Source organism: Prevotella sp. oral taxon 317 str. F0108 (assembly GCF_000162415.1).
Classification (GTDB): Bacteria; Bacteroidota; Bacteroidia; order Bacteroidales; family Bacteroidaceae; genus Prevotella; species Prevotella conceptionensis.
The window spans coordinates 1,273,384-1,298,326 of record NZ_GG740072.1 but is presented as its reverse complement, the minus strand read 5'-3'; the positions used below and the strand labels follow the sequence as shown (position 1 = coordinate 1,298,326).

Sequence of the window (24,943 nt, the reverse complement as noted above, 5' to 3'; positions counted from 1 at the left end):
AAACGTAATATTTTTATTATCTTTGCAGCATTGTGGACGAAGTGTAGCCCAATGTTCCTGACGGAGCGAATGGCAGTAACGGCAGTCTGCAACCTCATCATATAAAACTTAAACGACGAATGAAGAAATTGCTCTTTTCTCTTTTCCTCTTGGCGGGCGCGCTCTCGTGGCAATCGTGTAGCAGGTACGAAACCTATGCCGACCAAGTGGAATCAGAACGAAACGCCATCAGTAATTACATCACGAAGAAGAACATCAAAGTTATTAGCGAAAACGAATTTGTTGCAAACGGTGAGACTACCGACACGGCTAAGAACGAATATGTGCTCTTTGAGAGTTCGGGCGTGTATATGCAAATCGTACATAAGGGTGTAGGTAGGAAGATTGAAAAGGGCGAACGCATGAATGTGACGTGCAGGTTCAGCGAAAGAAACTTGCTTACCGACAGCCTTGAACTTTCTAGTTTCCATCCGCGTTTTAGCGCTTGGCTTGATAGGATGGACGTAACAAACACTTCTGGCACGTTCACCGCAAGCTTAACCGGTAAAGGTGGGCTGATGTACGTGGCGCGCCAACGCACCAATGGGACGGCAGTTCCTTCTGGTTGGCTCACGCCTTTCTCCTATATATTGCTCGACAGGCTTTCTTCTTCCGAAGAGGCAGGTGCTCGCGTTCGCCTAATCGTACCCCACGACCGAGGGCATGGGGCGGCCGTGAATGGCGTGATACCTTATTTTTATGAGTTAGAATTGAGCAAGGCACGATAAAAAACATATTTGGTAATGACACTAATTAAATCTATTTCAGGCATCCGCGGTACAATTGGCGGAGGGGTTGGAGACACACTCAACCCGTTAGACATCGTTAAGTTTACTTCGGCATACGCCACTTTCATTCGTCAAAACATGCCTAAGGGCAACAACATCATCGTTGTTGGCCGCGATGCGCGCATTTCTGGCGAGATGGTTAAGAACATTGTGTGCGGTACGCTCATGGGAATGGGGTTTGATGTGCTGAATATCGGACTGGCCACAACGCCTACTACCGAGTTGGCTGTTACTATGGCAGGAGCCGATGGGGGAATAATTATCACAGCAAGTCATAATCCACGTCAATGGAACGCTTTGAAACTACTAAACAATAAAGGTGAGTTTCTTACGGCCGAAGATGGCGCAAAGCTTTTGAAAATAGCCGATAAGGGCGACTTTACTTATGCGGATGTAGACCACTTAGGCCATTATACCGAGGACGATAGTTTCGACCAACGTCACATTGATAGTGTGTTGGCGTTAAAGTTGGTTGATGCCGATGCCATTCGTAAGGCTGGGTTTAAGGTCGTAGTCGATACGGTTAATAGCGTGGGAGGTGTTATCCTGCCCAAACTGCTCGACCAATTGGGTGTGAAATACACCATGCTCAACGGCCAACCAACGGGAGATTTTGCCCATAACCCTGAACCTTTGGAGAAAAATCTAACCGAGATTATGACCGAGGTAAAGAATGGAAACTACGATATGGGTATCGTAGTAGACCCCGATGTGGACCGTTTGGTGTTTATTTGTGAAGACGGGAAGATGTTCGGCGAAGAGTACACGCTGGTTAGTGTGGCCGACTATGTATTGTCGCAAACACCAGGCAACACCGTGTCTAACCTCAGTTCCACTCGTGCCCTGCGCGATGTTACCCTCAAACATGGCGGGCAGTACACGGCTGCAGCTGTTGGCGAGGTGAACGTAACCACGCAGATGAAGGCTGTTAATGCCGTTATCGGCGGCGAAGGTAATGGTGGAGTAATCTATCCAGAGAGCCACTATGGGCGCGACGCTTTGGTTGGTATCGCCCTTTTCCTTAGCAATTTGGCCCACAAGGGCTGCAAGGTGAGCGAACTGCGCGCCACTTATCCCAACTATTTTATCGCCAAAAACCGCATCGACCTGACGCCGTCTACCGATGTAGATGCAATTTTGGAGCGTGTTAAAGAACTTTATAAAGACGAGCAAGTGAACGATATTGATGGCGTAAAGATAGACTTTGCCGACAAATGGGTGCACTTGCGCAAGAGCAATACCGAGCCTATCATCCGTGTTTACAGCGAGGCTGCGACGATGGAAGATGCCGATGCAATCGGTAAAAAGCTGATGCAGGTGGTTTACGACATGAGTAAATAACCCAAACAAGGTTTTGAGAACTTACGCATCGCAACGGGTTGCGCACATCTAATAACCCGTCTGCGGTTCGGAAAGTAAGTTATATAAACGCCGCTTTCACTCTTCATGGCATGCAGCCCGTTTTAGGTACGCGTTGCGGAAGGGCGAAAGCGGCGTTTTTGTGTATGTGTTAGCCATGTGTTTCGTTGCACGAACGATGACAATTGTGCGCAGCGAACCACATAAACTTCTCTCGACATGCCGTATTTTCTGCTCAATTTGCAACCTTTGTTTATGCCCCAGCCATTGGACGTCAGCCACAACTTATCATGTTTTGCACACATTATCTTCTTTCCAATGCTTAAAAACTAGCCTCTAATCGCTTGAAATTAAGGCCATAAATTGCTGTTTCCCCTTTTTTTTCGTACTTTTGCAGCTAGTATTCGCTCCACTCGTGGCATTCATCTCGTGTCTAAGGCATGGGATATAGAGGGAGCAAACATCTATTTACATTATTCGAAACAAAACAATTATGGGATTATTTTCCTCAATATTCAAAAGACAAGCCGACAAATCGAAGTCGGGTGGCATGGAAGACTACATGACTTTGGTGCGAGTTTACTTCCAAGCAACCATCGCAGCCAACTTGGGTATAACCAATTTGGCCATGCTTCCCGATTTGAGAACGTACAAAACAACCTTGCGCATACCAACGCAGAACAACAAGTTGGGCCTTGGTGAAAAGGCGCATTGCCGCAAGATGTTGAAAGAACTGTATAAAACCGACGAGGGTTTCTTTAAGGAAATAGATGCCAGCATCAGAAAAAACTGCCACAAGCTGCAAGATGTGCAGGTGTACTTGATACAATTCCAAAACTTCACACAAGACCTCATGATGCTCATGGGCAATCTCATGAAGTTTAAGTTGCGTTTGCCCTCGTTCTTCAAGAAGGCCATTTACACCATGACGCAACGCACCATCAACGACATTTTCAACAAGAACGATTTTTCGGATGCAGGTGTGTTGAAGACCGTTGCCTCCATCAGGCAATATAATAAAAGGCTTGGATTTAGCCAAAAGTGGGTAACAGACTTCGTTTTCCAAGTGGTAATGCTGGCCAAGAAAGAGCCGCGCCCCGACGAAAAAGCCAAGTAAGCCACACTTTCGGGGCAAGAAAAGGCCATTCCTCGCTGTCGTCTTTTGGCTTTCCACGCTCGCATAACGTGACGTTTACGTGGCATATTAGCTCATTGATGCAGCTTAATTACATTTTTACAAGATGTAACAGGTTGAAAATTTGCGCCATCCAAATAAATAAGTTAAATTTGTAGTCAAATTGGTGTTTAATTATGGATGCAAACGAATTCACATTGTCGCTGTTTACCACACGGCTGCGCCAGCTACTTCTCCAATATAAAGAATTGGAGAAAAAGAATGCTGAGCTACAGACGATGATTGATGAACGCGATGCCCGAATAAAGGAACTGGACGACAGTTTGCAATCTGTTTACAAAAGCTACGACAGCCTGAAAATGGCTAAGATGGTTGAAATCACCGACGGCGACATGGAGTCGGCCCAGAAAAGGCTCTCCAAACTCATTAGAGATGTGAACAGATGTATCACACTTCTAAGCGAAAATAGCATTGACAATGGCTGATAACAAAAAAGACTTCTTCAAGATAACGCTCAATGTATACGACAGGTCGATACCTGTTAACTGCTCACGAGAAGACGAAGAGAAGTATCGCAAGAGTGCAAAGCTCATTACCGACCTTGTGAACTTCTACTCGGCTAGGTATGCAGGCAAGAAAAGCGATATTGACATTCTCTACATGGTACTCATAGACATTGCTATGCGTTACCACAATGCGGACGAACACAACGACGTTGAGCCGTTGATGGATAGCCTTAAAGGGCTTGCCGCAGAGATAGAAGAGACTTTGGGCATCGAGCCAACGTCTGTTTAAGCTGTTTTCTTTTCCGAGTTTTATTGCCTTATGGCAACTTTCGCCAAGGTGTTCGCCCCATAAACACCAAAAGAGAACAGAACAAAAACATTACATAATCAATATAAATCTGTATGATAGAAACGATAATCGCTGCCGCCGTTGCACTTGTTTTAGGGTGCTTTGTTGGCTATCTCCTTTTTAGATACGTCATTAAGGGACAGTATAACGAGATGATAGAAAACGCTAACAAAGAGGCGGAAGTGCTGAAAGAGAAAAAATTGCTCGAAGTTAAAGAGAAATTCCTCAATAAGAAAAGCGAGTTGGAAAAGGAAGTGCAAATCCGCAACCAACGTATTCAGCAAAACGAGAACAAGCTTAAACAGCGCGAGATTTCGCTTAACCAACGCCAAGACGAGTTGGCACGCCGCAAACAAGAGGTGGAACAAAACCAACAGCGCGTGGATAACGAGAAAAAACTGCTGAATATCAAGCAAGAGGAACTCGAAAAGATGCAAAGTCAGGAACGTTTGAAACTCGAAGAACTGTCGGGACTTAGCGCAGACGAGGCCAAGGAACGACTTATCGAGAGCTTAAAAGATGAGGCGAGGACCGATGCTGCTAGCTATATCAACGAGATTATCGACGAAGCCAAACTCAATGCCAACCAACAGGCCAAGAAGATTGTTATACAAACCATTCAACGTGTGGCTACCGAAACGGCAATTGAGAACTCGGTGAGCGTCTTCCACATCGACAACGACGAGGTGAAAGGTCGCATCATCGGTCGCGAAGGCCGTAACATACGTGCTTTGGAGGCTGCAACAGGTGTTGAAATCGTTGTAGACGATACGCCCGAAGCCATCGTTATCTCGGCTTTCGACCCCGTTCGCCGCGAGGTTTGCCGTCTTGCCCTTCACCAACTTGTTGCCGATGGCCGTATTCACCCTGCCCGAATAGAGGAGGTTGTGGCCAAGGTGAAGAAACAATTGGAAAACGAAATTATCGAGACGGGTAAGCGTACAGCCATCGACTTGGGTATTCATGGCTTGCACCCAGAGCTTATTCGTATCGTTGGAAAGATGAAATACCGTTCGTCTTACGGACAGAACCTCTTGCAACATGCACGCGAAACGGCCAACCTTTGTGCTGTTATGGCCTCAGAGTTGGGACTAAATCCCAAAAAGGCAAAGCGCGCAGGTCTGTTACACGACATTGGAAAAGTACCCGATGAGGAAAGCGAACTGCCCCATGCTCTATATGGAGCCAAGATTGCCGAGAAGTATAAGGAGAAACCCGACATCTGCAACGCTATTGGCGCGCACCACGATGAAATAGAAATGAATACCTTGTTGGCACCCATTGTGCAAGTGTGCGATGCCATTTCGGGTGCTCGTCCAGGTGCACGTCGCGAGATTGTTGAGGCCTACATCAAGCGTCTCAACGACTTGGAGGCTATTGCCATGAGCTATCCTGGTGTTACCAAAACCTACGCCATACAGGCTGGTAGAGAGCTACGTGTTATCGTTGGTGCCGACAAGATGGACGATGCTGAGAGCGAGAAACTAAGCGGCGAGATTGCAACAAAGATTCAAAACGAGATGACTTACCCCGGACAAGTGAAGATTACCGTTATACGCGAAACGCGTTCAGTGGCCTTTGCCAAGTAATTTTCGCCCCAACAAGGGTGGCTTATCAAGCCTATATATAATAAGGTGTGCCGCATGGCACACCTTATTTTGTTTTTCCGACTATCTGTTTCCAATCTCTTTTCATTTTGACAAGTCCCCAAATACGTCACATTTGCCTGTCTTGTTTTGTCCGCTTTTTAGTATAATATTTAACATTATGAGGGCGTTTTTGCTCGTCAGTCGTCCACTCGACCGCAAATAATCCATTCTCGCGCGCGTTCGATTTGTGCAAAAACGGGGTTAGTATGTGAATGTGGCAAAATGAATTTTTATTTAAAAACACCGCCATACACACTCGTTTTTGGGCTATTTGCTGCTAAATGGAGTGCGTTTTGGTGCAAAACAGAGTGCGTTTTGGTGCTAAATGCAAGGCATTTTGCTGCAAAACGCAAGGTGTTTTGGTGCTAAATGCAGTGCAAAATGCTGCAAAATGCGAGACGAAAAGCATAAAAATACACTGCAATGGTATAAACAAAACCTTTCCGAACCATTAAAATTAAGGCTAAAAGAGGCAAAATGGCCGTTAAAAAGTGGGATTTTAGGGGCTAAAAGAGGGTAAATGGGCTTCAAAAATAATGAGCTGACAACCAAACTAGAAAGGCTAAGTGGTGCTAAATGTACGTGGTGTTCTTAAAAATGGACAAGAACGGAGGCGTGTGAAGTGGGAAATAATGGCTAAAAACGTGTTTTGACGTACTTTTTTTCGCTAGAATGGTTGGGCGGATGATGTGTGTTTTGTAAAGTTTGTGTACAGAATTTAACTAAGCTAAGCAGGTAGAAAAAGGGCAAAACGTTGGTTTTTTGATGCTCGATTAGGCTTTAAGCGGCCGCAATTAGTTAGGAAACATACCAAAAGCAATCGGGAAACTTCGCGTTAAGAAGTTTCCCGATTGTACGTTCTGCGCCTTGAAGGCACTAATAATGGAGGCGTTATGGGTTAGAAATTCACGTTACGGTCTTCTTCCGCTCCCTGCAAATCTCCCAACGCCTCGCGCACTTCGGCCCTTTCTTTAAAAGCCTCGGCGTGGAAAGGATTGGCCTCTATCACCTTATCGTAGTATTCTTGTGCGGCCGCATTGTAGCCTTTGGCCTTCTCAACACGCGCTTTCAGCAGCAACGCGTCTTCGTTACCGGCCACATGTTCAACCAAGAAGTTGGCATCTTCTTCGGCCTCCTCTAAGTTTTCCATGGCCAATAGCGTTTCGCCGCGCAGCAGATAAGCGTCTAGATAGTCGGGGGTGGTAAGTATAGCTTTGGTTAACATGGCCACGGCATTCACGTTATCGCCTTGTCCGATGCAGGCTCGCGCATAGAGATAATGCACCGTAGGACTGGCTTTATCTATGAGTAAGGCCTTTTCGCAGGCATCGGCCATTGCGCCATAGTCGTCCATCCGGTAGGCAACATCTGCCATTCGCACATAAATCTTTGGGTTATCGGGCTGAGCCTCGGCCAACTTTTGCAGTTGTTCGTAGGCTTTCAGCGGTTCGTTAGTCATCAAGAAAGCTTGTGAAAGATAGTCGCGTGTTTCCAAATCGTCTTTATAACTTAATGCTTTGGTAAAGCAATTGATGGCGTGATCGGCCTGTCCAAGGTGCAATGCCTTTACTCCATCAAATTTAAGGATGTCGAAATTTTTGGTTTCTTCGTCTTTCTTTCTTTCTTCAGGGTCTTCGGTTTTCCCACCGAACAAGGCTTTTAGAATGTTCATGGCTTTGTTTGCGTTTAGTATTTAGTGTTGTTATATTATGTTTTAGGTGGGGCAGGTGGGGCGAATACTGTGGCATTCGCCCCCTTCCTCCACTTAACTTAATAGTTTTTCAATTCGTCGTAAACAGACGGTGTAAGTACGTCGGTGCGGTCCCATTGTGGCCACCGTCCGTTAACCGAACCATACTCTTTGCCCACATCCTTGTAGCGTTGAAAGCTAAATCGGGCATTGATATAGCCGTCGTCGCCGTCTTGCGCCAGAACGTAGCAATACATGTATTGCAGGTAGCCAATAACCTTTCCGCCGTCTTTCACGGCTTTGCTCACCCATCCCTCTTGGGGAATGGTGACGCTGAGAACGTTTGTGCGCGGATACTTCTTGGTAAACGCCTTTTGGCAAGTGTTCTTAAACTTGTCGGCGTCTTTGCCGTTGTAGATGTTTAGCGAGTATATGGGCATGTAGTAGGTGCCGTCTATCTTCACTTCGTCGCCGTCTCTGTTCTTGTCGTTAATGCCAATAGCCTTCTCCACCCGCTTTCCTGCGCGTTGCATGGACGATTTGGCCTTCTTAACAATAGTAGAAACCTTATCGGCTAGGCTCTCGTCTTGATGGCCGTTGTTGCTTTGCGCCCACGTTGGCGATGCAGAAAAGAACATTGCCACGAGCGCACAAATTAGTGTTTTCTTCATCTTTATTCCTCTTTTAGTTAGTGCAAAAATAAGGCAAATAGGCTATTTTGCAAAACAAATAGTGGTAAATAATATAAAAACAGGCCGTAAGTGGGGTGATATTGGTTAATAACGCCTTGCATTAAGGCGTGTTTGCAACCATTATTAAGGCATGTTCTATAAATTCCCCGCAAAGGTTCAATTGTTGTTCCTTGTATTGCTCTTCACTGTCTTTTTGCTTTTATCTGGCATCTTTCGCTTTCTCTTTCAGAAAGCATAGTGCCCTATGCTCCTTCAAGCCGTAAGCAAACCCTGCTCAGCTAAAAGCTAAAAATACAGCAAAGGTGATTTGTAGAACCTGCCTTAAAAAATGTTTATTGTTTTGTTTTTCGATGTTTATCGTTTATCTTTGTTGCATGATGAAGAAACATTTGCTTGTAACGATAATATGTTGTGCTGTTGCTGGTGCGGCTTTCGCTCAAAAAGAGCGGAAACAAAACGTGCGGCGTACAGCCGAAAATGCTGTTGTGGAGCAGCCAAAGTTGGTTGATAGTATCGTTGTAGACACGCTGCATAAGCTGGTAACGCCCGTTGTGGCCGTAGAACCAACCATCGATGCGGCGATGGCTTTGCCGTCTTTAACCCTCAACGGACAAATAGAACCGCTGGGTTATCGCCCTTGGTTTTGGGCTGGATGGCAGCGATGGGACTTGCATCCGGGGCTAAACCTAAGTCTTGGTGCATCCGTATTCGCGCAGTTTGGCAAGCATGCGCGCCACGGGGCAGGCTTTATGCAAAACATTTCGGCCATGTATGCCCAACCATTGGGCAAAAAGTTCACGGTGGCCGCGGGCGGTTATCTTAACAATGTGTTCTGGGGGCGCGACAATTATCGAAATGCTGGCTTGCAAGCCATTGTGGGTTATCGTTTAAACGAGCATTGGGAGGCCTACCTATATGGACAGAAAAGCTTGGTTAGCAATAGGCTTATGCCCTATCCGTTGTACGATATGCAAGCCTTGGGCGATAGGGTTGGCGCGGCGGTTAAGTACAACTTCAACCCTTCTTTCAGCGTGCAGGTGTCGGTTGAACAGGTTTGGGGACCGAATATGCCACGCGGATATTACGACACATTCAACGATATTGGGCGTTAAAGGCTGGCTTTTGCAAAGTCTATGCAACGTTTCTGCTTGCTTAGGCAAGGTTTAAGCATCAGGCTAAACGCATGAACAACATCATAAAGGGGATGAGGGCTGCGCGCCTTTCATCCCCTCTTTATTTTACCCGTTGCCGTTCGTTCAATTTCTTTCACGGGGAAATAGGCTTTGGGTTGCCAGTATTTGGGCAGCACTTTTTGGCAGATTTGTTTCACCATAGCCGTTTCGCTTTCTGCGTTTTCTGCCGAAAGGGGTACGAATTGCAGGCCTACCACCTCGCCAAACTTTTGGTCGTGGCACTTCACAATGCGGTAGGGCACGGACAAATGCTGATGAAGTGCACGCTCAACTTCTTCTATTTGTATTTTAATACCACCGCTAACAAGCACGTTGTCTAGTCTGCCCAGTATGCGAAAAGCTTGCTTGGGTTCATCGTTATGTTGCAAATCGTCTTCCTGCTTAGCCATTTTTATGTGCTTAATGGTGGCAATGTCGTTGGTTTCCAACAATCCTTCGCATAGGTGTGGGGCATCTATCACCAGGCAACCTTTATCGTTCAGGCTCACTTTAACCCCTGGAAGGGGTGTGTACCATTGGCTAGCTGCTTGCCCATTAAGCCGACGTAGGGCGATGTGCGACAGCGTTTCGGTCATGCCGTAGGTGCTCCATACGGCATGGGGAAAGGCTCTTAGCTCTTTTGCCAAGGCCTCGTCGATGGCACTTCCACCAATAATGAGGTGCTTTATGCGCATTAATCGTTGGCGTTCGGCTGGTACTTGCAGGCTGTTGTACACTTGTAGAGGCACCATTGCTGCAAAGTCGATGTCGGTTTCAAGGTCTTTTAGGGGGTGCCCGTCGGGTTCAACCACAACAAGCTGTAGGTTAGCCACGAGCGAACGCACCACCATCATCTTCCCTGCGATATAATCTAGCGGCATGCAGAGCAAGGCCGTGTTGCCCGCTTTCAGCCCCAAGTATTGGCAAGTAGCCCTTGCGCTGGCCTCCATTCGGCGTTTTTCCACCCACAGCGGCTTGGGTTTTCCGGTTGAACCACTAGTGTGAACCAGCATGCAAGGTGCCTTATCGTCGTTCCATTGGTCTAAGAATTCGGCAAGAACCATAGGCAATCTCCTTTTATTTGTAAGGGCATGTCGATGTTGTCGGTAAACAATTGGCCCGTGCCAAGCCCTTGTGGCATGGCAATTTGTGGCCCATAGGCCTCTGCTGCTAAGTGGGCGATGGCGTTTAGGCCTACATTGCTCTCCAACGCACTGGTTATCCACGACCCAATTTTGCGGTCTTCGGCCAGCGAAATCCATTCGTTTGTGCCACGAATGCCGCCATGTAGCGATGGTTTCAGCACCAAATATTGTGGTGCGATGGTGTCGAGCAGCTCTTCTTTGTCGGCAAGCGTGTTGGTTCCGATAAGTTCTTCGTCGAGTGCAATGGGCAAAGGCGACCGCTTACACAAGTCGGCCATCTCGTTCCACAGACCTTTGGCGATGGGTTGTTCGATGGAATGGAGGTCGAGTGGAGCCAACTTTTCGAGTTTCGACAAAGCCTCGGCAGGCGCAAAAGCTCCATTTGCATCTACCCGAAGTTCCACTTGGCGGGGCGAAAACGTGGCGCGTATGTCTTTAAGCAATTGTAATTCGCGGTCGAAGTCTATCGCGCCAATTTTCAATTTCACACATCTGAACCCTTGATTCAGCTTTTCTTCAATGCGCATAGCCATTTCTTCGAACGTTCCCATCCACACTAAGCCGTTGATAGGGATGCCCATTTCGCCCCGTGCAAAAGGTGTTTGCGAGAGGTTTGCATGGCCATCGCGTTGCCATTGCCATAAGGCGGTTTCCAATCCAAAGCGAATGGAAGGGTAGGGGCTTAGCTCATCGTGGTTGATTACGCCCGTTTCGCAGAACCGTTGGCATGCTTGGCGCAGGCATTGTTCGTAGTTTGGCAGGTCGTCGCAGCTGAGATTGGGTAGTGGGGCGCACTCTCCCACGCCCACAACGCCGGGCTTTTGCGGCGAAGAGAACGTAACAAACCACGTCTTTCGGGTGCGATACACCCCGCGCGACGTGCCTGCTGGCTGCTTGAAATGCAAGGTATGTGGGGCTATGTCGATGTGGAACATCATCCGAGGGCTATGGAAGTTTGGGGTATTTCTTAAAGTCGGGTTTCCTTTTTTCAAGGAAAGCCTTGCCACCTTCTTGCGCCTCGTCTAGGAAATAGTAAAGCATGGTGGCGTCGCCTGCCAGTTCCTGAATGCCAGCCTGTCCGTCTAGTTCGGCGTTAAGGCCTGCCTTTATCATGCGTAAGGCCAGCGGACTGTGCTGCATCATTGTTTCGGCCCAGGCAACACATTCGTCTTCCAGCTTGTCTTGTGGAACAACCTTGTTAACTAAGCCCATACGTTCGGCCTCCTCTGCGTTGTATTGACGACAGAGAAACCAAATCTCTCGCGCCTTCTTTTGTCCTACAATGCGCGCCAAATAAGATGCGCCGAAGCCTGCATCGAATGAACCTACCTTCGGTCCAGTTTGTCCGAAGATTGCGTTTTCACTGGCAATGGAGAGGTCGCACACAAGATGCAGCACGTGTCCACCGCCAATGGCATAGCCGTTAACCATTGCCACCACGGGCTTTGGTAGTCGCCTAATCTGCATTTGCACATCAAGCACGTTCAGTCTAGGCACTCCGTCTTCGCCCACATAGCCGCCACGACCCTTTACGTTCATGTCGCCACCAGCGCAAAAAGCCATGTCGCCTGCACCTGTAAGCAATACTACACCGATGTCTTGGGCCTCGCGACAGTAGGCGAAGGCCTGACTCATCTCCCACGTAGTGCGCGGAGTGAAGGCATTTCGGTAACGCGGGCGATTGATTGTTATCTTGGCAATGCCCTGATATTCCTCGAATAATATTTCTTTGAAGTCGAAAACTTCAATGGGTTTCCATTCTCTTTTCATACAATGATATTTGTTTTTTGGGTAAGGGATGTTTCTATTAATAAGGTGTTGCTGAACATTTGGTTGTTGTAACGCCCCATGATGTTAAGTTCACTTCCAAAACGAAAGGGCGGTTTCCGCCATAGCCGATAAGTTCGGCGATACCTTTTTGCAATGTCTCAATATCGTTTACAAGTAGATATCTTGCGCCGTTCTGTTGGCAGATTCCTTGCGCCGAAGTGTTGTGCGTTGCCGAAACAAAGGTGGCTTGTATGTCGTCGGCAGGCATTCCTTTAACGTGTTGGAATATCTTTCCACCACCATTGTTGAGCAACATTATGCGTAGATTGCCGCCCAGACGGGTGTTCCATAGGGCGTTTTGGTCGTAAAAGAAACTCAAATCGCCAATTACACAATACACATTAGCTTGTGTTGTCAGCGACATGCCTGCCGAAGTAGACAGCGAACCCTCGATGCCGTTTACGCCACGGTTGCACCAAACATGGTGTTGAGCATGCTTATTGGCCAAGCGAACGCTGAGGCTGTTGGCATAATGTACCTCAAACGGCTGGTTGGTTTGTTGTAATTGTTGCTCGAAACACTGCACGGCGTAGCCTTCGGAAAAGGTGGGAGCCGCTTGATTGAGCTGTTCGCGATAGGCGTTGTGACCCGTTTGCCATAGCTGGCGAAAGGCTTTGGTACGCTCTTCGTGTTGTTTGGCGTCCGTTTGTTGCATCATTTGCACCATCAGCGACAGCACTTCGTTGGGCTTGGCCTCAACAATAGCCGTGAGATTCATAAAGGTATCAACCACTTCTCCGCCCTCGTTAACAAGCCATTGGGGTGCGTTGTTCATCTGCCACAATAGCGATTTGAGGTTTTTCCCTATGAGATGTCCGCCCATATACAATACGAAATCGGGCGTATAGGGTGCAGTTTCTGCGCAAGTGGCTAACAATTCGTCGGCGTTTTGCAGTCCACCGAGATGGCTCAACACTTCTGAAACCACCACGGCTTGCCCCTCTAAGACCTTGACGAGCGATGCGTTGACGGAGCCAGGAGGCATTTGTCCCAATACAATCATGGGCTTTTCTGCTTTGCGGAAGTCGGCCATTAGATTGTTAAGTGCTGTTGCTGCAAGCTTGCTGGGCGTGCAACGGCTTATCGTTCGCTCGTTGGGCAGGGTGGGAACGTCGTAGCCAAAGAGCGGTTCGGATAAGGGAACGTTGATATGAACGGGCCCTACGCCATGATGATTGGTGGCCAGAAGAGCCTCGTTTGCCAAGCGGTTGCAATGCCAACGCAGGGTTTCGTCTGTGGGTTCGTTTAGGGTTACGGCCTTCTTCACAAAGTCGGCAAGGGCGTTTTGCTGTCGAATGGTTTGCCCGTCTTGTTGGTCTATCCATGCCAAAGGGCGGTCGGCAGAGATAACTATCAAGGGAATGTGCTGGTAATATGCCTCGGCCACGGCTGGCAGAAGATTGAGTAAGGCCGACCCCGACGTAACGCAGACGGCCACAGCATCGCCATCGAGCAAGGCCATACCCAAGGCATAGAAACCTGCCGAGCGTTCATCGGTTACGGGATAGCAGCTAATGGCACCCGACTTTACCAGGTTGTGCACGATGGGCGCATTGCGCGAACCAGGGCAAACCACGGCTCGCCTTACGCCATGAGCCACGAGTAAGGAGGTAAGGATGTTGATGTTTTCTTTATTCGAATACATGTTTACTGTTTGGTTTCATGTTTGGGCTTGTAAGTTTATCAGTTCATGCGTTTGCAAATTCATGCGTTAGACGGTTGGCTTTTGTTCATAAGCGTTTATGCTTATAAGCTATTCGCTGCCGAAAACTCAGATGGTTTAAGCTTGTGTGGTTTACACTAAAACTCATAAACTTATTATCTCATAACCTTAAAAAGCTAAAATTATGGCTGCATTAGCCCCAACATCGTTTCCATTTTCGCCCTTGTTTCTTCCCATTCTTGTTCTTCGGTGCTGTCTTTAAGCAGTCCGCCACCTGCATAAAGGCACGCTTTGTTGGGCCACAGCTGCATGCAACGAAGTGAAACATATAGCTTTGTGCCGCCATTAGCCGTTACCGGACCGCAAAAACCGCTGTAATATAGCCGGCGATGGGGTTCGTTGTCACTGATAAAACGCCATGCCTCGGCTTTGGGTAAGCCGCAGATAGCAGGTGTGGGATGCAGCATTTGCACGAGGTCGCCTAGTCCGTAGGCAGGTTTTAGGGTAAAGGCGAAGTCGCTTCTAAGGTGAACCAAGCCCCCTGCCCTTTGGGTATAAGGCGGTGTTTCTTCGATGTTGTCGGCCAAATGTGCAAGACATTGGGCGATGTAACGCGCCACCAGTCGCTGTTCTTCCTTGTTCTTCGCACTCCATTCCAAGGGTGGGGTGGGGCTGTTCCACGTTTGGTCGGGCCATTTCTGTTGCTCGGAAGTAAGGCGCATTGTGCCTGCAAGTGCCATGGTATGCCAACGGTGCATGTCGTTTCGCACCAGAACTTCGGGCGTGGCCATAAGCCAAGTGCCTGCACTGCGTGTGTTAACCAGCGCGATAAACAAACGCGGATAGCGTTGGCAGGCTCTCCAAAACAATTCTTCGGCATTGGGAGCGTGTTTAAGCGTAACCTCTTCGGTCCTACTTAGTACGATTTTGGCAAACTGCCCTTGTACAAGCTGTTGGTGAAAGCGATGGAAACTTTCTTGGTACGATTGGCTCACCTGCTGTTGGCTGTTGCTGGCTGTTGTTGTTTCAACGGCTGTGGCATTACGTGCGAGTGTCGACACATGCGTTTCAACATCAAGTTGTTCCACCTTGTCGGGTGCGATAACGAGCAACGGACAATCGTCTTCAATGGCGAAAGGAGCGAAGACAAAGCCCTGAACGTGGTTCAAGGCTGCATAGTTTGGCAGACTTTGCGCCTCTCCATGTAGCTGAACATAACGTGTGGCATGCGTGGCATGCGGTTCGCGAAACAGCGCAAAGTCAGTCATCTTTGCGGGCGTTAAGCACATAGTTGGTTACTTGTACCGAGCAAACCAGTTCGCCTGCGGTGTTTCTAATTTCTACCAGCCATTGGTGTAGTGTCCGTCCCTTGTGCATGATGTGTGCCGTTGCGGTTACGGTGTCGCCTTCTTCAACGGCGATGAGATGGCTCCCGCTAACGTTGATGCCCACGCTTATCTTGCCCGGACACAGTGCTAGCGAACCAACGCCGGCTAGATTTTCGGCCAAGGCTAGCGATGCACCGCCGCTAAGGAAACCGAAAGGTTGCCTGTTGCGCTCGTCAACCTTCATTCGCGCCATGCATGTGTCGGGTTCGGGGGTGGAAATAAATTCCATACCCAATGCCGTAGATAGGTTGGGCAACTTGTTTATCCTGTCTTTAATGTGCTCGATGTTCATGATGCTTGCTTTTTTTATTAGTGCAAACTTACACAAAAATGCTGTAAAAATGGCATGAAAAGCAGATTATTAGTAGTTGAGTTTATGAGTTGTTGCATTTTTAAGTTTGTGGATTGCAGCGTTTGTGCGGTTATAAGTTGTTGAGTTTATAAGTTTATGAGTTGTCGGGGTTGTAAGCTTTTGACCTTTCTGGTTTGTGTGCGATATAACTTATTAATTCGTAAACTTGGTAACTCATAAACTAAATAACCACCATCTTCACAAACTAAAAACTTACATCCTCACAAACTAAAAACTTAATAACTCACAACCCACTAACCTCATAAACTCAACTTAATTGTGTTGCGAGCCTTGTGCGAACGGCTTTTTATTCGTATCTTCGTTTGCCAAAAACAAGGAGATACAATGACGGAACAATTAAATATAGCAGTGGTTGGCGGTGGTGCGGCAGGATTTTTCGCCGCCATTGCAGCCAAACAAGCAAACCCCAAGGCACGAGTTACGATCTTTGAACGAGGACAAAAGGTGCTGGCCAAGGTGCTTGTAACGGGTGGCGGACGCTGCAACCTTACCAATTCGTTTGCACGGATAAGCGACTTGAAACAGGCTTATCCACGTGGCGATAAGATGATGAAACGGCTTTTTAACGTATTCGACCACGACGACACATGGCGATGGTTTGAAGAACGCGGCGTGAAATTGCTTACGCAGGCAGACGAATGTGTTTTCCCTGTGTCGCAATCGGCACAAAGTGTGGTAGATGCCTTAACGAATGAGGCTCATAAATTGGGTGTGGAAGTGCGTACTGCGCATGCCTTAGAGGGGCTGAAACCTTTGCCCAATGGCGACTTGCAGCTAGAATTTAAGGCGCAAAAGCCGCTTACGTTTAACAGGGTGGCTATCACAACGGGCGGCTCTCCGCGTGCCGAAGGCTTGCAATATTTGGCTCGTTTGGGGCATGATATTATGCAGCCCGTGCCTTCGCTCTTTACGTTTAACATTGCCGATGTTGCTTTTAAGGCCTTGATGGGTACGGTGGTAGAGGGTGTTACGGTGTCTGTTGTTGGTACAAAGTATAAGGCATCGGGGCCATTACTTGTTACGCATTGGGGTGCAAGTGGTCCTGCTATACTCAAACTCTCGTCGTATGGTGCACGTTTTGTGCACGATTGTGGCTATCGTTTCTCTATTGCAGTGAATTGGATTGGGCTAACCAATGGTGCATTGGTGGCCGAACACTTGCAAGGTATTGTTGAAAGCAATTGGCGAAAGCAGTTGTCGAGCGTGCATCCCTTTGGTTTGCCCTCGCGCATGTGGCTGTATATCTTAGACAAAACAGGACTTGGAGCGGAGAAACGATGGGAAGAATTGGGGAAGAAGGGCTTGAACAAGCTGGTTGAAACGTTGACTAACGACTTGTACGCTGTTACTGGTAAGGGGGCGTTTCGCGAGGAGTTTGTTACTTGTGGGGGTGTTTCGCTTACGAACATTAACCTCAATACGATGGAAAGTAAGGTGTGTAAAAACCTATTCTTCGCAGGCGAAGTGCTGGATGTGGATGCTATTACAGGCGGATTTAACTTGCAAGCTGCTTGGACTACGGGCTATGTGGCGGGTAAGTCGATGGGGGTATGAGTTGATGGGTTGACAAAGTGGACGAGTTGATAAATTGAAAGGTTGACGAGTAGGCAAGTTGACAAGTTGATGGGTTAACTAAGTTGACGAGTTAACAAGTTGATGAGTTAATTAGTTGACGAGTTGACGGGTAGGCAAGTTAACAAGTTGACGAATTAACAAGTTGATGAGTTGACTTGTTAATTTGAGACCGTCTTGACTTTTAGTGTTTCTTTAAATAGAGAGGAGTGCAGGACAAGTCAACTCACTGGATTATAAACTAACGAAAGCCCAATAACTCCCGAATACATCAACTCACCAGCTCACCAGCCCATCAACTCACCCACTCATCAACTCACCCACTCATCAACTCACCCACTCATCAACTCACCATCTCATCAACTCACCATCTCATCAACTCACCAACTCACCGCCCCATCAACTCATCAGTTCATCAACTCGCCAATTCATCAACTCACCAACTCACCAACACATCACCCCCTCGACTCACAAACTCATCAACTTACAAGCTCACGAGCTTAAATTATTATCTTTTATTTTACAATATCGCTTTAATTTTCACTCCGTTCTAGCGAAGAAACAGGCTGAAAAGTAGGTAAAAAGCTACTATTTCTAGCCTTTCACGTCTTTTGTTTTGTCTATTTTCAAGAAAAGGACCTGCATTTTGCACCATTTTGCCTTTCTAGATTGACTGCCATCTCATATTTTTTCAACCCCAATCACCCACTTTTAGCCCCTAAAATCCCACTTTTTAGCGGCTATTTTGTCCTTTTCAGCCATGTGTTTCATGCCTCGAAAGGGTTTTGTTTATACCATTGCTATGTATTTTTATGCTTTTTGCACTGCATTTAGCAGCATTTTGCACTGCATTTGGCACCAAAATACACTGCGTTTTGCACCAAAACGCACTGCATTTTGCGGCAAAACGCACTACATTTTGCTGCAAATCACCCCAAAAATGGTGCAAATGGGGGTTCTTTGTAATAAATATACGTCTTGCCGTATTCGCATGCTAACCCCTTTCGGCATCGAAAACAACCTTCGCGAGAATCGATTATTTGCGGCAAGGTTGGCAGTTGGTGAGCAGAAAGGGCACTCATAATGTTAAATTTCTTGCTGAAAACTAGACAAAAAAGCGGTTGTGCCCCATACGCGCGTGTGGGCAATGGCACTGCACGCATGTACGCTTTCGACTGCCAGCGCGAGCGGTTGCGGCTCATGCTGCTCACGGCCAACCACCCTGTCCGCTCATTAACTCGCCCATTTACAAAAAACGGGATGCAGCCCAAAGGTGCATCCCGTTTGCAAAAATAGTTGTTGCGTACGTGTTTAGTAAGCGAAGAGAGGATAGTCTTTCATCTTTTCGTTTACGCGTTTGCGTACGTTAGCGATAGTCGTTTCGTCGGTTGGGTTGTTCAGAACTTCCTCAATCAGTTCGGCAATAAAGCCCATGAGGTCTTCTTTGGCTCCGCGAGTAGTGATGGCAGCCGTGCCCAAGCGGATGCCGCTTGTTTGGAAAGCACTACGCGTATCGAAAGGAACCATGTTCTTATTAACGGTAATGTCCGCAGCAACAAGAGCGTTTTCGGCAACTTTACCCGTTAGTTCGGGATACTTGTCGCGCAGGTCTACCAGCATGGAGTGGTTGTCTGTTCCACCGCTAACGATGGTGAAACCACGTTTAATAAGCTCTTCGGCCAACACTTTCGCATTTTTCTTAACTTGCAATGCCCACTCCTTAAACTCAGGTTGAAGTGCCTCTTCGAAGGCAACGGCCTTAGCTGCAATGACGTGTTCTAGCGGTCCGCCTTGAATTCCGGGGAATACGGCCGAGTTGAGCAGTTGACTCATCATCTTTACTTCGCCCTTCGGCGTTTTCTTTCCCCACGGATTCTCGAAGTCCTTGCCCATAAGGATGATACCTCCACGCGGTCCGCGAAGTGTTTTGTGCGTGGTAGAAGTAACGATGTGTGCATATTTCAGTGGGTTCTCCAGCAAACCAGCGGCAATCAGTCCTGCGGGGTGAGCCATGTCAACCATGAAGATGGCACCCACCTTGTCAGCGATGTCGCGCATGCGCTTGTAGTCCCATTCGCGGCTGTAAGCCGAGCCGCCACCGATGATAAGCTTTGGCTTATGTTCCAGCGCAAGGCGTTCCATTTCGTCGTAATCAACGCGCCCAGTTTCCTTGTTGAGGTTGTAGCCCACGGGGTTGTACAAAATACCCGACGTGTTTACAAGGCTACCGTGGCTAAGGTGTCCGCCGTGTGCAAGGTTCAAGCCCATGAAAGTGTCGCCAGGGTTGAGGCAAGTAAGCAGCACGGCCTCGTTAGCTTGTGCGCCAGAGTGGGGTTGTACGTTGGCAAACTCGGCTCCGAACAGCTTTTTAATTCGCTCGATGGCCAGGTTTTCCACCTTGTCAACCACCTCGCATCCGCCGTAATAGCGTTTTCCTGGTAGGCCTTCGGCATACTTGTTGGTTAGATACGAACCCATAGCTTGCATCACCTGTTCGCTAACGAAGTTCTCAGAGGCAATTAGTTCGATGCCTTTGAGTTGGCGTTGATGCTCATCTTCAATGAGTTTGAAAATTTCTAGGTCTCTTTTCATAGTTGAAATTGTTTGTGTTAGTTATTGATTAGGGCGTGGTTTCTATGCACCACGCCGATGATAAATGTCGTTTATTCTGGTTGTTGGCACGTGTGTGCAGGCGTATATGGCATGCGCATTACACCAGTTGTGCCTTGTCTATGGCCTGCTCCATGTCGCAGTAATGGCATTTCAGCGTTCGGCTAACCTTGTCTACCACGTGGAAAACCGTTTGCATGGGCTCATTGTTGGTGATACATTTGGGATTGTTGCACCGCACGATGCCTTTAAGTTCGGCAGGCGTTTCCACCTTCTTTTTCTCGATAACCTCGTAGTCTTTGATGATGTTGAGCACCACGTTGGGTGCAACCACCGAGAGGCGCGAAATCTCTTCGTCGGTGAAATACCTGTCTGTAACCTTGATGATGCCTTTCTTTCCCATCATCTTCGAGGCATAGTTGTTGCCGATGGTTATGGGTTCGTTAAGCGTTTGCAGTTCGAGCAAGTTTACAACCTGAAAGGTTTTGTCGGCAGGAATGTGGTCGATAACGGTTCCGTTTTTGATGGCGGCCACTAGCCGTTCTTTCTTATTTGCACTCATTTGATGATGGTTTTATCGTTTCTCACATCTTCTAGCGTGATGCCCAACACGTCGCAAAACAGTGCTTGGCGTGCGTAGAGCCCGTTTTGGGCCTGCTGAATGTAGTAGGCGTGCGGGTTGTCGTCTACATCGTAGGCAATTTCGTTCACTCTTGGCAGCGGATGCAAAATGCGCATGTTGTCTTTCACGTTGGCCAACATGTCGTTTTTCAATATATACACGTCTTTTACGCGTTCGTATTCCATGAGGTCCGAGAACCTTTCCTTTTGCACGCGCGTCATATATATAATGTCGGCATCGGCAATCACCTTATCGTTAAAGGCCGTATGTTCTTGAAACTTGATGCCGTGGTTCTTGCAGTAGAGCTTATACTCGTTGGGCATGGCCAACTCTTTGGGCGCGATGAAATGGAACGTGGGGTTGAAATGGCGCATGGCCATGATGAGCGAGTGTACCGTTCGGCCGTATTTTAAGTCGCCCACGAGGTAGATGTTGAGGTCTTCGAGCGTTCCTTGTGTCTTATATATGGAGTAAAGGTCGAGCATACACTGCGAAGGGTGCATGTGTGCGCCGTCGCCGGCGTTGATGATAGGCACCGGCGACACCTCGCTGGCATACTGCGCAGCCCCTTCGATGTAATGGCGCATCACGATGACATCGGCATAATTGGCCACCATCAGGATGGTATCTTTGAGCGTTTCGCCCTTAGACACACTGGTGGCTTTGGCATCCGAGAAACCGATGATGCGCGCACCGAGCCTGTTGGCTGCCGTTTCGAAACTCAGCCTGGTGCGTGTAGACGGCTCGAAGAAAAGGCTTGCGATGACTTTTCCTTTGAGCAGCTCGCGGTTGGGATGTCTCTCAAACTCTTGCGACAGGTCGATAAGGTACTGTATTTTCTCCTTCGAGAGGTCGGCAATCGTCACAAAATCACGTTGTTTCATCTGCATTGACATTAGAACGTACTCTATTTGGGATGCTAAGATAAGTATAATTTTTCTTATTTGAATGTGTAATAGGGAGAAAAATTGTATTTTTGCAGTAATTTTAGAATTCAGACGTCAATGAGAAAGAGGTTCATACATATCTTATGGGGCATGTTAGTGCTTGGCATACTGTCCGCCATATTGGCTTTCGTGGCCATTTGGTTTGGTTGGATAGGCTACATGCCGCCCATATCCGAATTGCAAAACCCCATCAACCGATTTGCCACGCAGGTGTATTCGGCTGACGGAAAGGTGATAGGCACATGGAACGAAAACCGTGAAAACCGCGTTTGCATACCCTATAACACCCTTTCGCCGCACCTTGTTCATGCTTTGGTGGCCACAGAAGACGTTCGTTTTTACGACCATTCGGGCATCGACTTCATCGCCCTTGGGCGCGCCTTTGTGAAACGTGGACTGATGGGACACGCCAGTGCAGGCGGTGGAAGTACCATCACGCAGCAGTTGGCCAAGCAACTTTATTCGGAGAAGGCGCATTCTACAATCGAACGTGTGCTGCAAAAGCCCATCGAATGGGTTATTGCCGTGAAACTGGAACGCCATTACACCAAAGAAGAGATTATCGCCCTTTACCTTAATTACTTCGACTTCTTGCACAATGCCGTGGGAATAAAGACCGCGGCCAACACCTATTTTAATAAGGAACCCAAAGACTTGACCATAACCGAGGCGGCTACGCTTATCGGACTATGCAAGAACCCGTCGTACTTCAACCCCGTGCGCTACCCTGAAAGAAGCACGGAGCGGCGAAACGTTGTGTTGGCACAGATGGTAAAAGCCGGCTACTTGTCGGATACGGAGTACAGGCAATACGCCGAAGAACCGCTCGCGCTGAACTTTCACCGTACCGACCATAAGGATGGAACGGCCACTTACTTCCGCGAGTTTCTTCGCCTATATCTCATGGCCAAGCGTCCCGACAAGAGCAACTACCCCGAATGGAACAAGTCGCAGTATGTTTACGACTCCATTGCATGGGCCAACGACCCCCTTTACGGATGGTGTAACAAGAACTTGAAGAAGAACGGCGAGCCCTACAACATCTATACCGACGGCTTGAAGGTGTTTACTTCCATCGACAGTAGGATGCAGCAATACGCCGAAGATGCCGTGTACAAGCATCTAGCCCGTTTCTTGCAGCCTGCTTTCTCTAAGGAGAACAGAACCAAACCCAATGCGCCCTTCACCAACAAGCTTACTGCTGAACAGGTGCGTTCAATCCTGAACCGCTCGATTACGCAAAGCGAACGCTATCGCAACATGAAGTCGGCAGGTTATTCGGAAGAAGAGATACGCAAGGCTTTCAGGACACCCACCGACATGGCCGTGTTTACTTATCATGGCGACATAGACACGGTGATGACGCCCTTAGACAGCATCCGATATTATAAGTCGTTCTTACGAGCCGGCTTTGTAAGCATGGATCCCAAGAACGGAATGGTGAAGGCTTATGTGGGCGGATTGGATTTTACGCACTTCCAATACGACATGGCTACCGAGGGACGCCGACAAGTAGGCTCTACGATTAAGCCTTTCCTCTATTCGTTGGCCATGGAAAATGGTTTCTCGCCTTGCGACCAGGCACCCAACGTGCAGCGTACATACATTGTGGCAGGACAAAGTTGGACGCCACGGAACGGTAGCCGTAGTAGATATGGCCAAATGGTAACCTTGAAATGGGGCTTGGCGCAATCCAACAACTGGATTTCGGCCTACCTTATGAGTAAGCTTAACCCACAGCAGTTTGTGGGATTGCTACGCAGTTATGGCCTAAACAACCCCGACATACACCCGTCAATGGCCTTGGCACTAGGTCCTTGCGAGTCGAGCGTGTGCGAAATGGTAAGTGCTTACACCGCCTTTGCCAACCGCGGAATTAGGTGTGCGCCCTTGTTCGTTACCAAGATAGAAGACAACGAGGGGAATGTAATTGCTACATTCCAGCCACGTATGAACGAAGTGATAAGCGAAACCAGTGCCAATAAGATGCTCGTGGAGCTGCAAGCCGTGGTGAACGAGGGTACGGCGCGGCGACTACGCTTTAAATATAACCTTAAAGGCGAGATTGGCGGCAAGACTGGAACGACCAACCGCAACGCCGACGCATGGTTTATGGGCTTTACGCCCGAACTGGTGAGCGGCTGTTGGGTGGGCGGAGAAGACCGCGACATACACTTCGACTCGATGAGTATGGGACAGGGAGCCACGATGGCATTGCCCATTTGGGCTTATTTCATGCAGAAAGTGTTTGCCGACCCTCGATTGGGTTATACCCAAAAGGCCACGTTCGACCTTCCCGAAGGGTTTGACCCATGCGCCAAAGACGATGGTGGAATGAATGAGTATGGTATTGACGAGGTGTATGAATAGCCCCTCCCCATGCCTGTATCTCTGCTATGTGCGTAGACAAGTGTGGGGTGAAAGTCTGCACTTGTGCGCCGAACGTGTGTGTTTTTTTATTCCTAACTTATCTTGATAAATAATATACAACACAATGAGAAAACTACTATTCGGGCTGTGCCTTGCTGCCATGCCCATAACGATGATGGCACAGCAAGTGTGCAAGATGTGGGTGAACATGCCTGTTTCTGTGGCCGGTGCGCTTGAAAAGAGCGGAAGGCAAGAACTCCTCGACCTGAAACAAATGAAGAAAGCGGCCACAATTGCTGGTCCGCTTGGCGAGAGATGTAGCATAGACACGCTTACGGACGACTTTCTTTCGGCGCGCATGAACGAAGTGTATACGTTGCAAATGAAAATGTTACCCACATCGTCGGGCGACTCTTTGCTTTGCTTGGTGCAAACATACGCTGGGCCACAGCCAGAGAGTAGCATTTCGTTTTATTCGCCCGATTGGAAGGCTTTGTCTATGCCCCAAATGCACTTAGATGTAGATTTGCAACGCCCCGATACGATGTCGGAAGACGATTTTAACAAATTGCAAGCTTTGTTCGACCCCAAGCTAGTGTCGTTCTCGCTTTCGCCATCTAACGCAGAACTTGTTGTAGCCTTGTCGCCAGCGGCTATCAGCGAAGAGGGAAAAGCGAATATAAAACGGTTAAAATTGCAAAATAAGCTTAATTGGAACGGAAAAACGTTTAATTAATGTTACGAAAAGATTACTTTTACCATCAAACACTTGCAAGATGAAAATAATATCGTAACTTTGTAACGTGTTTTTCATGGTATTAGATTATTAAGGTTAAGAAAGATTGGTTGTCGTGAGACAATCAATTTTTTTTGTATTAGTTCGTTCCTAAGGGCAGAGTCGTACATGAAAGCCACACCCCTGCTTTCTTCTTTGTTTATATGTGGTGTTAGCACACTTGCACACTTGATGTTCAATAGCTTGTTGGTTTGGGTAAATGCGGCGAAAAGAATAGCATAGACTTGCATTCCAACGATGCAACATGC

At 47.9% G+C, this 24,943-nt stretch carries 22 protein-coding genes; 11 read left to right on the top strand and 11 right to left on the bottom strand.

Annotated features, from left to right (window positions below; genetic code table 11):
* The first annotated feature begins 119 nt into the window (after nucleotides 1-119).
* The 6 genes from HMPREF0670_RS04905 to rny all read left to right on the top strand — a co-directional run bounded on the left by HMPREF0670_RS04905 (nucleotide 120) and on the right by rny (nucleotide 5,765).
* A complete protein-coding gene (locus HMPREF0670_RS04905) occupies nucleotides 120-767 on the top strand; it encodes a DUF4827 domain-containing protein (RefSeq protein WP_009230061.1) in 648 nt (215 codons plus the stop codon).
* A 15-nt stretch (nucleotides 768-782) separates the two neighbouring features.
* Nucleotides 783-2,168 (top strand): phosphoglucosamine mutase, encoded by a 1,386-nt coding sequence (gene glmM / locus HMPREF0670_RS04900; RefSeq protein ID WP_009230060.1) that lies wholly within the window; start codon nucleotides 783-785, stop codon nucleotides 2,166-2,168.
* 511 nt (nucleotides 2,169-2,679) lie between these two features.
* Nucleotides 2,680-3,303, top strand: coding sequence for a hypothetical protein (locus HMPREF0670_RS04890; RefSeq protein ID WP_009230059.1), 624 nt, complete (start codon nucleotides 2,680-2,682; stop codon nucleotides 3,301-3,303).
* Between the two features lie 194 nt (nucleotides 3,304-3,497).
* Nucleotides 3,498-3,806: a hypothetical protein gene (locus HMPREF0670_RS04885; protein ID WP_009230058.1), complete on the top strand. Its 309-nt coding sequence runs from the start codon at nucleotides 3,498-3,500 to the stop codon at nucleotides 3,804-3,806.
* Complete coding sequence (locus HMPREF0670_RS04880) at nucleotides 3,799-4,116, top strand: cell division protein ZapA (protein WP_009230057.1); 318 nt, start codon at nucleotides 3,799-3,801, stop codon at nucleotides 4,114-4,116. The genes HMPREF0670_RS04885 and HMPREF0670_RS04880 overlap by 8 nt, the downstream gene beginning before the upstream one ends.
* A gap of 113 nt (nucleotides 4,117-4,229) precedes the next feature.
* On the top strand, nucleotides 4,230-5,765 hold the full coding sequence (gene rny, locus HMPREF0670_RS04875) for a ribonuclease Y (RefSeq protein ID WP_009230056.1): 1,536 nt from the start codon (nucleotides 4,230-4,232) through the stop codon (nucleotides 5,763-5,765).
* A 958-nt stretch (nucleotides 5,766-6,723) separates the two neighbouring features.
* Here the strand turns inward: rny and HMPREF0670_RS04860 are convergent.
* Both HMPREF0670_RS04860 and HMPREF0670_RS04855 read right to left on the bottom strand, forming a co-directional pair.
* A complete protein-coding gene (locus HMPREF0670_RS04860; protein WP_009230055.1) occupies nucleotides 6,724-7,497 on the bottom strand; it encodes a tetratricopeptide repeat protein in 774 nt (257 codons plus the stop codon).
* A gap of 98 nt (nucleotides 7,498-7,595) precedes the next feature.
* Complete coding sequence (locus HMPREF0670_RS04855) at nucleotides 7,596-8,186, bottom strand: hypothetical protein (protein ID WP_009230054.1); 591 nt, start codon at nucleotides 8,184-8,186, stop codon at nucleotides 7,596-7,598.
* A 395-nt stretch (nucleotides 8,187-8,581) separates the two neighbouring features.
* On the opposite strand from HMPREF0670_RS04855, the gene HMPREF0670_RS04850 reads away from it, so the two are divergent.
* Complete coding sequence (locus HMPREF0670_RS04850; RefSeq protein WP_044077881.1) at nucleotides 8,582-9,319, top strand: hypothetical protein; 738 nt, start codon at nucleotides 8,582-8,584, stop codon at nucleotides 9,317-9,319.
* Nucleotides 9,320-9,429: 110 nt separating this feature from the next.
* On the opposite strand, the gene HMPREF0670_RS04845 is transcribed toward HMPREF0670_RS04850, so the two are convergent.
* From HMPREF0670_RS04845 to HMPREF0670_RS04820, 6 genes are all read right to left on the bottom strand, one after another.
* Nucleotides 9,430-10,443, bottom strand: coding sequence for an AMP-binding protein (locus tag HMPREF0670_RS04845; RefSeq protein ID WP_009230052.1), 1,014 nt, complete (start codon nucleotides 10,441-10,443; stop codon nucleotides 9,430-9,432).
* Nucleotides 10,422-11,462: an o-succinylbenzoate synthase gene (locus tag HMPREF0670_RS04840; protein ID WP_044077711.1), complete on the bottom strand. Its 1,041-nt coding sequence runs from the start codon at nucleotides 11,460-11,462 to the stop codon at nucleotides 10,422-10,424. Before HMPREF0670_RS04840 ends, HMPREF0670_RS04845 begins: the two co-directional genes overlap by 22 nt.
* A gap of 7 nt (nucleotides 11,463-11,469) precedes the next feature.
* Nucleotides 11,470-12,294, bottom strand: a complete 825-nt coding sequence (gene menB / locus HMPREF0670_RS04835) for a 1,4-dihydroxy-2-naphthoyl-CoA synthase (protein ID WP_009230050.1) — start codon at nucleotides 12,292-12,294, stop codon at nucleotides 11,470-11,472.
* Between the two features lie 37 nt (nucleotides 12,295-12,331).
* Nucleotides 12,332-13,999, bottom strand: coding sequence for a 2-succinyl-5-enolpyruvyl-6-hydroxy-3-cyclohexene-1-carboxylic-acid synthase (gene menD, locus HMPREF0670_RS04830; protein ID WP_009230049.1), 1,668 nt, complete (start codon nucleotides 13,997-13,999; stop codon nucleotides 12,332-12,334).
* A 200-nt stretch (nucleotides 14,000-14,199) separates the two neighbouring features.
* Nucleotides 14,200-15,285, bottom strand: coding sequence for an isochorismate synthase (locus HMPREF0670_RS04825; protein WP_044077709.1), 1,086 nt, complete (start codon nucleotides 15,283-15,285; stop codon nucleotides 14,200-14,202).
* On the bottom strand, nucleotides 15,278-15,697 hold the full coding sequence (locus tag HMPREF0670_RS04820; protein ID WP_009230047.1) for a PaaI family thioesterase: 420 nt from the start codon (nucleotides 15,695-15,697) through the stop codon (nucleotides 15,278-15,280). The genes HMPREF0670_RS04825 and HMPREF0670_RS04820 overlap by 8 nt, the downstream gene beginning before the upstream one ends.
* Nucleotides 15,698-16,102: 405 nt before the next feature.
* Between HMPREF0670_RS04820 and HMPREF0670_RS04815 the strand changes: the two genes are divergently transcribed.
* Together HMPREF0670_RS04815 and HMPREF0670_RS17010 are read left to right on the top strand one after the other, a co-directional pair.
* Nucleotides 16,103-17,332, top strand: coding sequence for an NAD(P)/FAD-dependent oxidoreductase (locus tag HMPREF0670_RS04815; protein WP_009230046.1), 1,230 nt, complete (start codon nucleotides 16,103-16,105; stop codon nucleotides 17,330-17,332).
* Between the two features lie 787 nt (nucleotides 17,333-18,119).
* The gene (locus HMPREF0670_RS17010) at nucleotides 18,120-18,434 is read left to right on the top strand and encodes a hypothetical protein (RefSeq protein WP_232213858.1); all 315 of its coding nucleotides are present in this window, start codon (nucleotides 18,120-18,122) and stop codon (nucleotides 18,432-18,434) included.
* Nucleotides 18,435-18,661: 227 nt separating this feature from the next.
* Here the strand turns inward: HMPREF0670_RS17010 and glyA are convergent, their stop codons facing one another.
* The 3 genes from glyA to pyrB form a co-directional block, all read right to left on the bottom strand.
* Nucleotides 18,662-19,942: a serine hydroxymethyltransferase gene (glyA, locus tag HMPREF0670_RS04800; RefSeq protein WP_009230044.1), complete on the bottom strand. Its 1,281-nt coding sequence runs from the start codon at nucleotides 19,940-19,942 to the stop codon at nucleotides 18,662-18,664.
* Between the two features lie 118 nt (nucleotides 19,943-20,060).
* The gene (locus HMPREF0670_RS04795) at nucleotides 20,061-20,522 is read right to left on the bottom strand and encodes an aspartate carbamoyltransferase regulatory subunit (protein ID WP_009230043.1); all 462 of its coding nucleotides are present in this window, start codon (nucleotides 20,520-20,522) and stop codon (nucleotides 20,061-20,063) included.
* Nucleotides 20,519-21,466, bottom strand: a complete 948-nt coding sequence (gene pyrB, locus HMPREF0670_RS04790; RefSeq protein WP_009230042.1) for an aspartate carbamoyltransferase — start codon at nucleotides 21,464-21,466, stop codon at nucleotides 20,519-20,521. The genes HMPREF0670_RS04795 and pyrB overlap by 4 nt, the downstream gene beginning before the upstream one ends.
* Before the next feature lie 120 nt (nucleotides 21,467-21,586).
* On the opposite strand from pyrB, the gene HMPREF0670_RS04785 reads away from it, so the two are divergent.
* Complete coding sequence (locus HMPREF0670_RS04785) at nucleotides 21,587-23,899, top strand: transglycosylase domain-containing protein (protein ID WP_009230041.1); 2,313 nt, start codon at nucleotides 21,587-21,589, stop codon at nucleotides 23,897-23,899.
* 124 nt (nucleotides 23,900-24,023) lie between these two features.
* Nucleotides 24,024-24,635, top strand: a complete 612-nt coding sequence (locus tag HMPREF0670_RS04780) for a DUF3256 family protein (protein WP_009230040.1) — start codon at nucleotides 24,024-24,026, stop codon at nucleotides 24,633-24,635.
* The last annotated feature ends 308 nt before the right edge of the window (nucleotides 24,636-24,943 follow it).

Coding starts and splice junctions, on each gene's coding strand:
- HMPREF0670_RS04785 (WP_009230041.1), top strand. CDS start 21,587: ATGAGAAAGAGGTTCATACATATCTTATGGGGCATGTTAGTGCTTGGC.
- HMPREF0670_RS04825 (WP_044077709.1), bottom strand. CDS start 15,285: ATGACTGACTTTGCGCTGTTTCGCGAACCGCATGCCACGCATGCCACA.
- menB (WP_009230050.1), bottom strand. CDS start 12,294: ATGAAAAGAGAATGGAAACCCATTGAAGTTTTCGACTTCAAAGAAATA.
- HMPREF0670_RS04820 (WP_009230047.1), bottom strand. CDS start 15,697: ATGAACATCGAGCACATTAAAGACAGGATAAACAAGTTGCCCAACCTA.
- HMPREF0670_RS04855 (WP_009230054.1), bottom strand. CDS start 8,186: ATGAAGAAAACACTAATTTGTGCGCTCGTGGCAATGTTCTTTTCTGCA.
- glyA (WP_009230044.1), bottom strand. CDS start 19,942: ATGAAAAGAGACCTAGAAATTTTCAAACTCATTGAAGATGAGCATCAA.
- HMPREF0670_RS04815 (WP_009230046.1), top strand. CDS start 16,103: ATGACGGAACAATTAAATATAGCAGTGGTTGGCGGTGGTGCGGCAGGA.
- HMPREF0670_RS04840 (WP_044077711.1), bottom strand. CDS start 11,462: ATGATGTTCCACATCGACATAGCCCCACATACCTTGCATTTCAAGCAG.
- HMPREF0670_RS04860 (WP_009230055.1), bottom strand. CDS start 7,497: ATGAACATTCTAAAAGCCTTGTTCGGTGGGAAAACCGAAGACCCTGAA.
- HMPREF0670_RS04885 (WP_009230058.1), top strand. CDS start 3,498: ATGGATGCAAACGAATTCACATTGTCGCTGTTTACCACACGGCTGCGC.
- HMPREF0670_RS04850 (WP_044077881.1), top strand. CDS start 8,582: ATGATGAAGAAACATTTGCTTGTAACGATAATATGTTGTGCTGTTGCT.
- glmM (WP_009230060.1), top strand. CDS start 783: ATGACACTAATTAAATCTATTTCAGGCATCCGCGGTACAATTGGCGGA.
- HMPREF0670_RS04795 (WP_009230043.1), bottom strand. CDS start 20,522: ATGAGTGCAAATAAGAAAGAACGGCTAGTGGCCGCCATCAAAAACGGA.
- HMPREF0670_RS04890 (WP_009230059.1), top strand. CDS start 2,680: ATGGGATTATTTTCCTCAATATTCAAAAGACAAGCCGACAAATCGAAG.
- HMPREF0670_RS04780 (WP_009230040.1), top strand. CDS start 24,024: ATGAGAAAACTACTATTCGGGCTGTGCCTTGCTGCCATGCCCATAACG.
- menD (WP_009230049.1), bottom strand. CDS start 13,999: ATGTATTCGAATAAAGAAAACATCAACATCCTTACCTCCTTACTCGTG.
- pyrB (WP_009230042.1), bottom strand. CDS start 21,466: ATGAAACAACGTGATTTTGTGACGATTGCCGACCTCTCGAAGGAGAAA.
- rny (WP_009230056.1), top strand. CDS start 4,230: ATGATAGAAACGATAATCGCTGCCGCCGTTGCACTTGTTTTAGGGTGC.
- HMPREF0670_RS17010 (WP_232213858.1), top strand. CDS start 18,120: ATGCCTCGAAAGGGTTTTGTTTATACCATTGCTATGTATTTTTATGCT.
- HMPREF0670_RS04845 (WP_009230052.1), bottom strand. CDS start 10,443: ATGGTTCTTGCCGAATTCTTAGACCAATGGAACGACGATAAGGCACCT.
- HMPREF0670_RS04905 (WP_009230061.1), top strand. CDS start 120: ATGAAGAAATTGCTCTTTTCTCTTTTCCTCTTGGCGGGCGCGCTCTCG.
- HMPREF0670_RS04880 (WP_009230057.1), top strand. CDS start 3,799: ATGGCTGATAACAAAAAAGACTTCTTCAAGATAACGCTCAATGTATAC.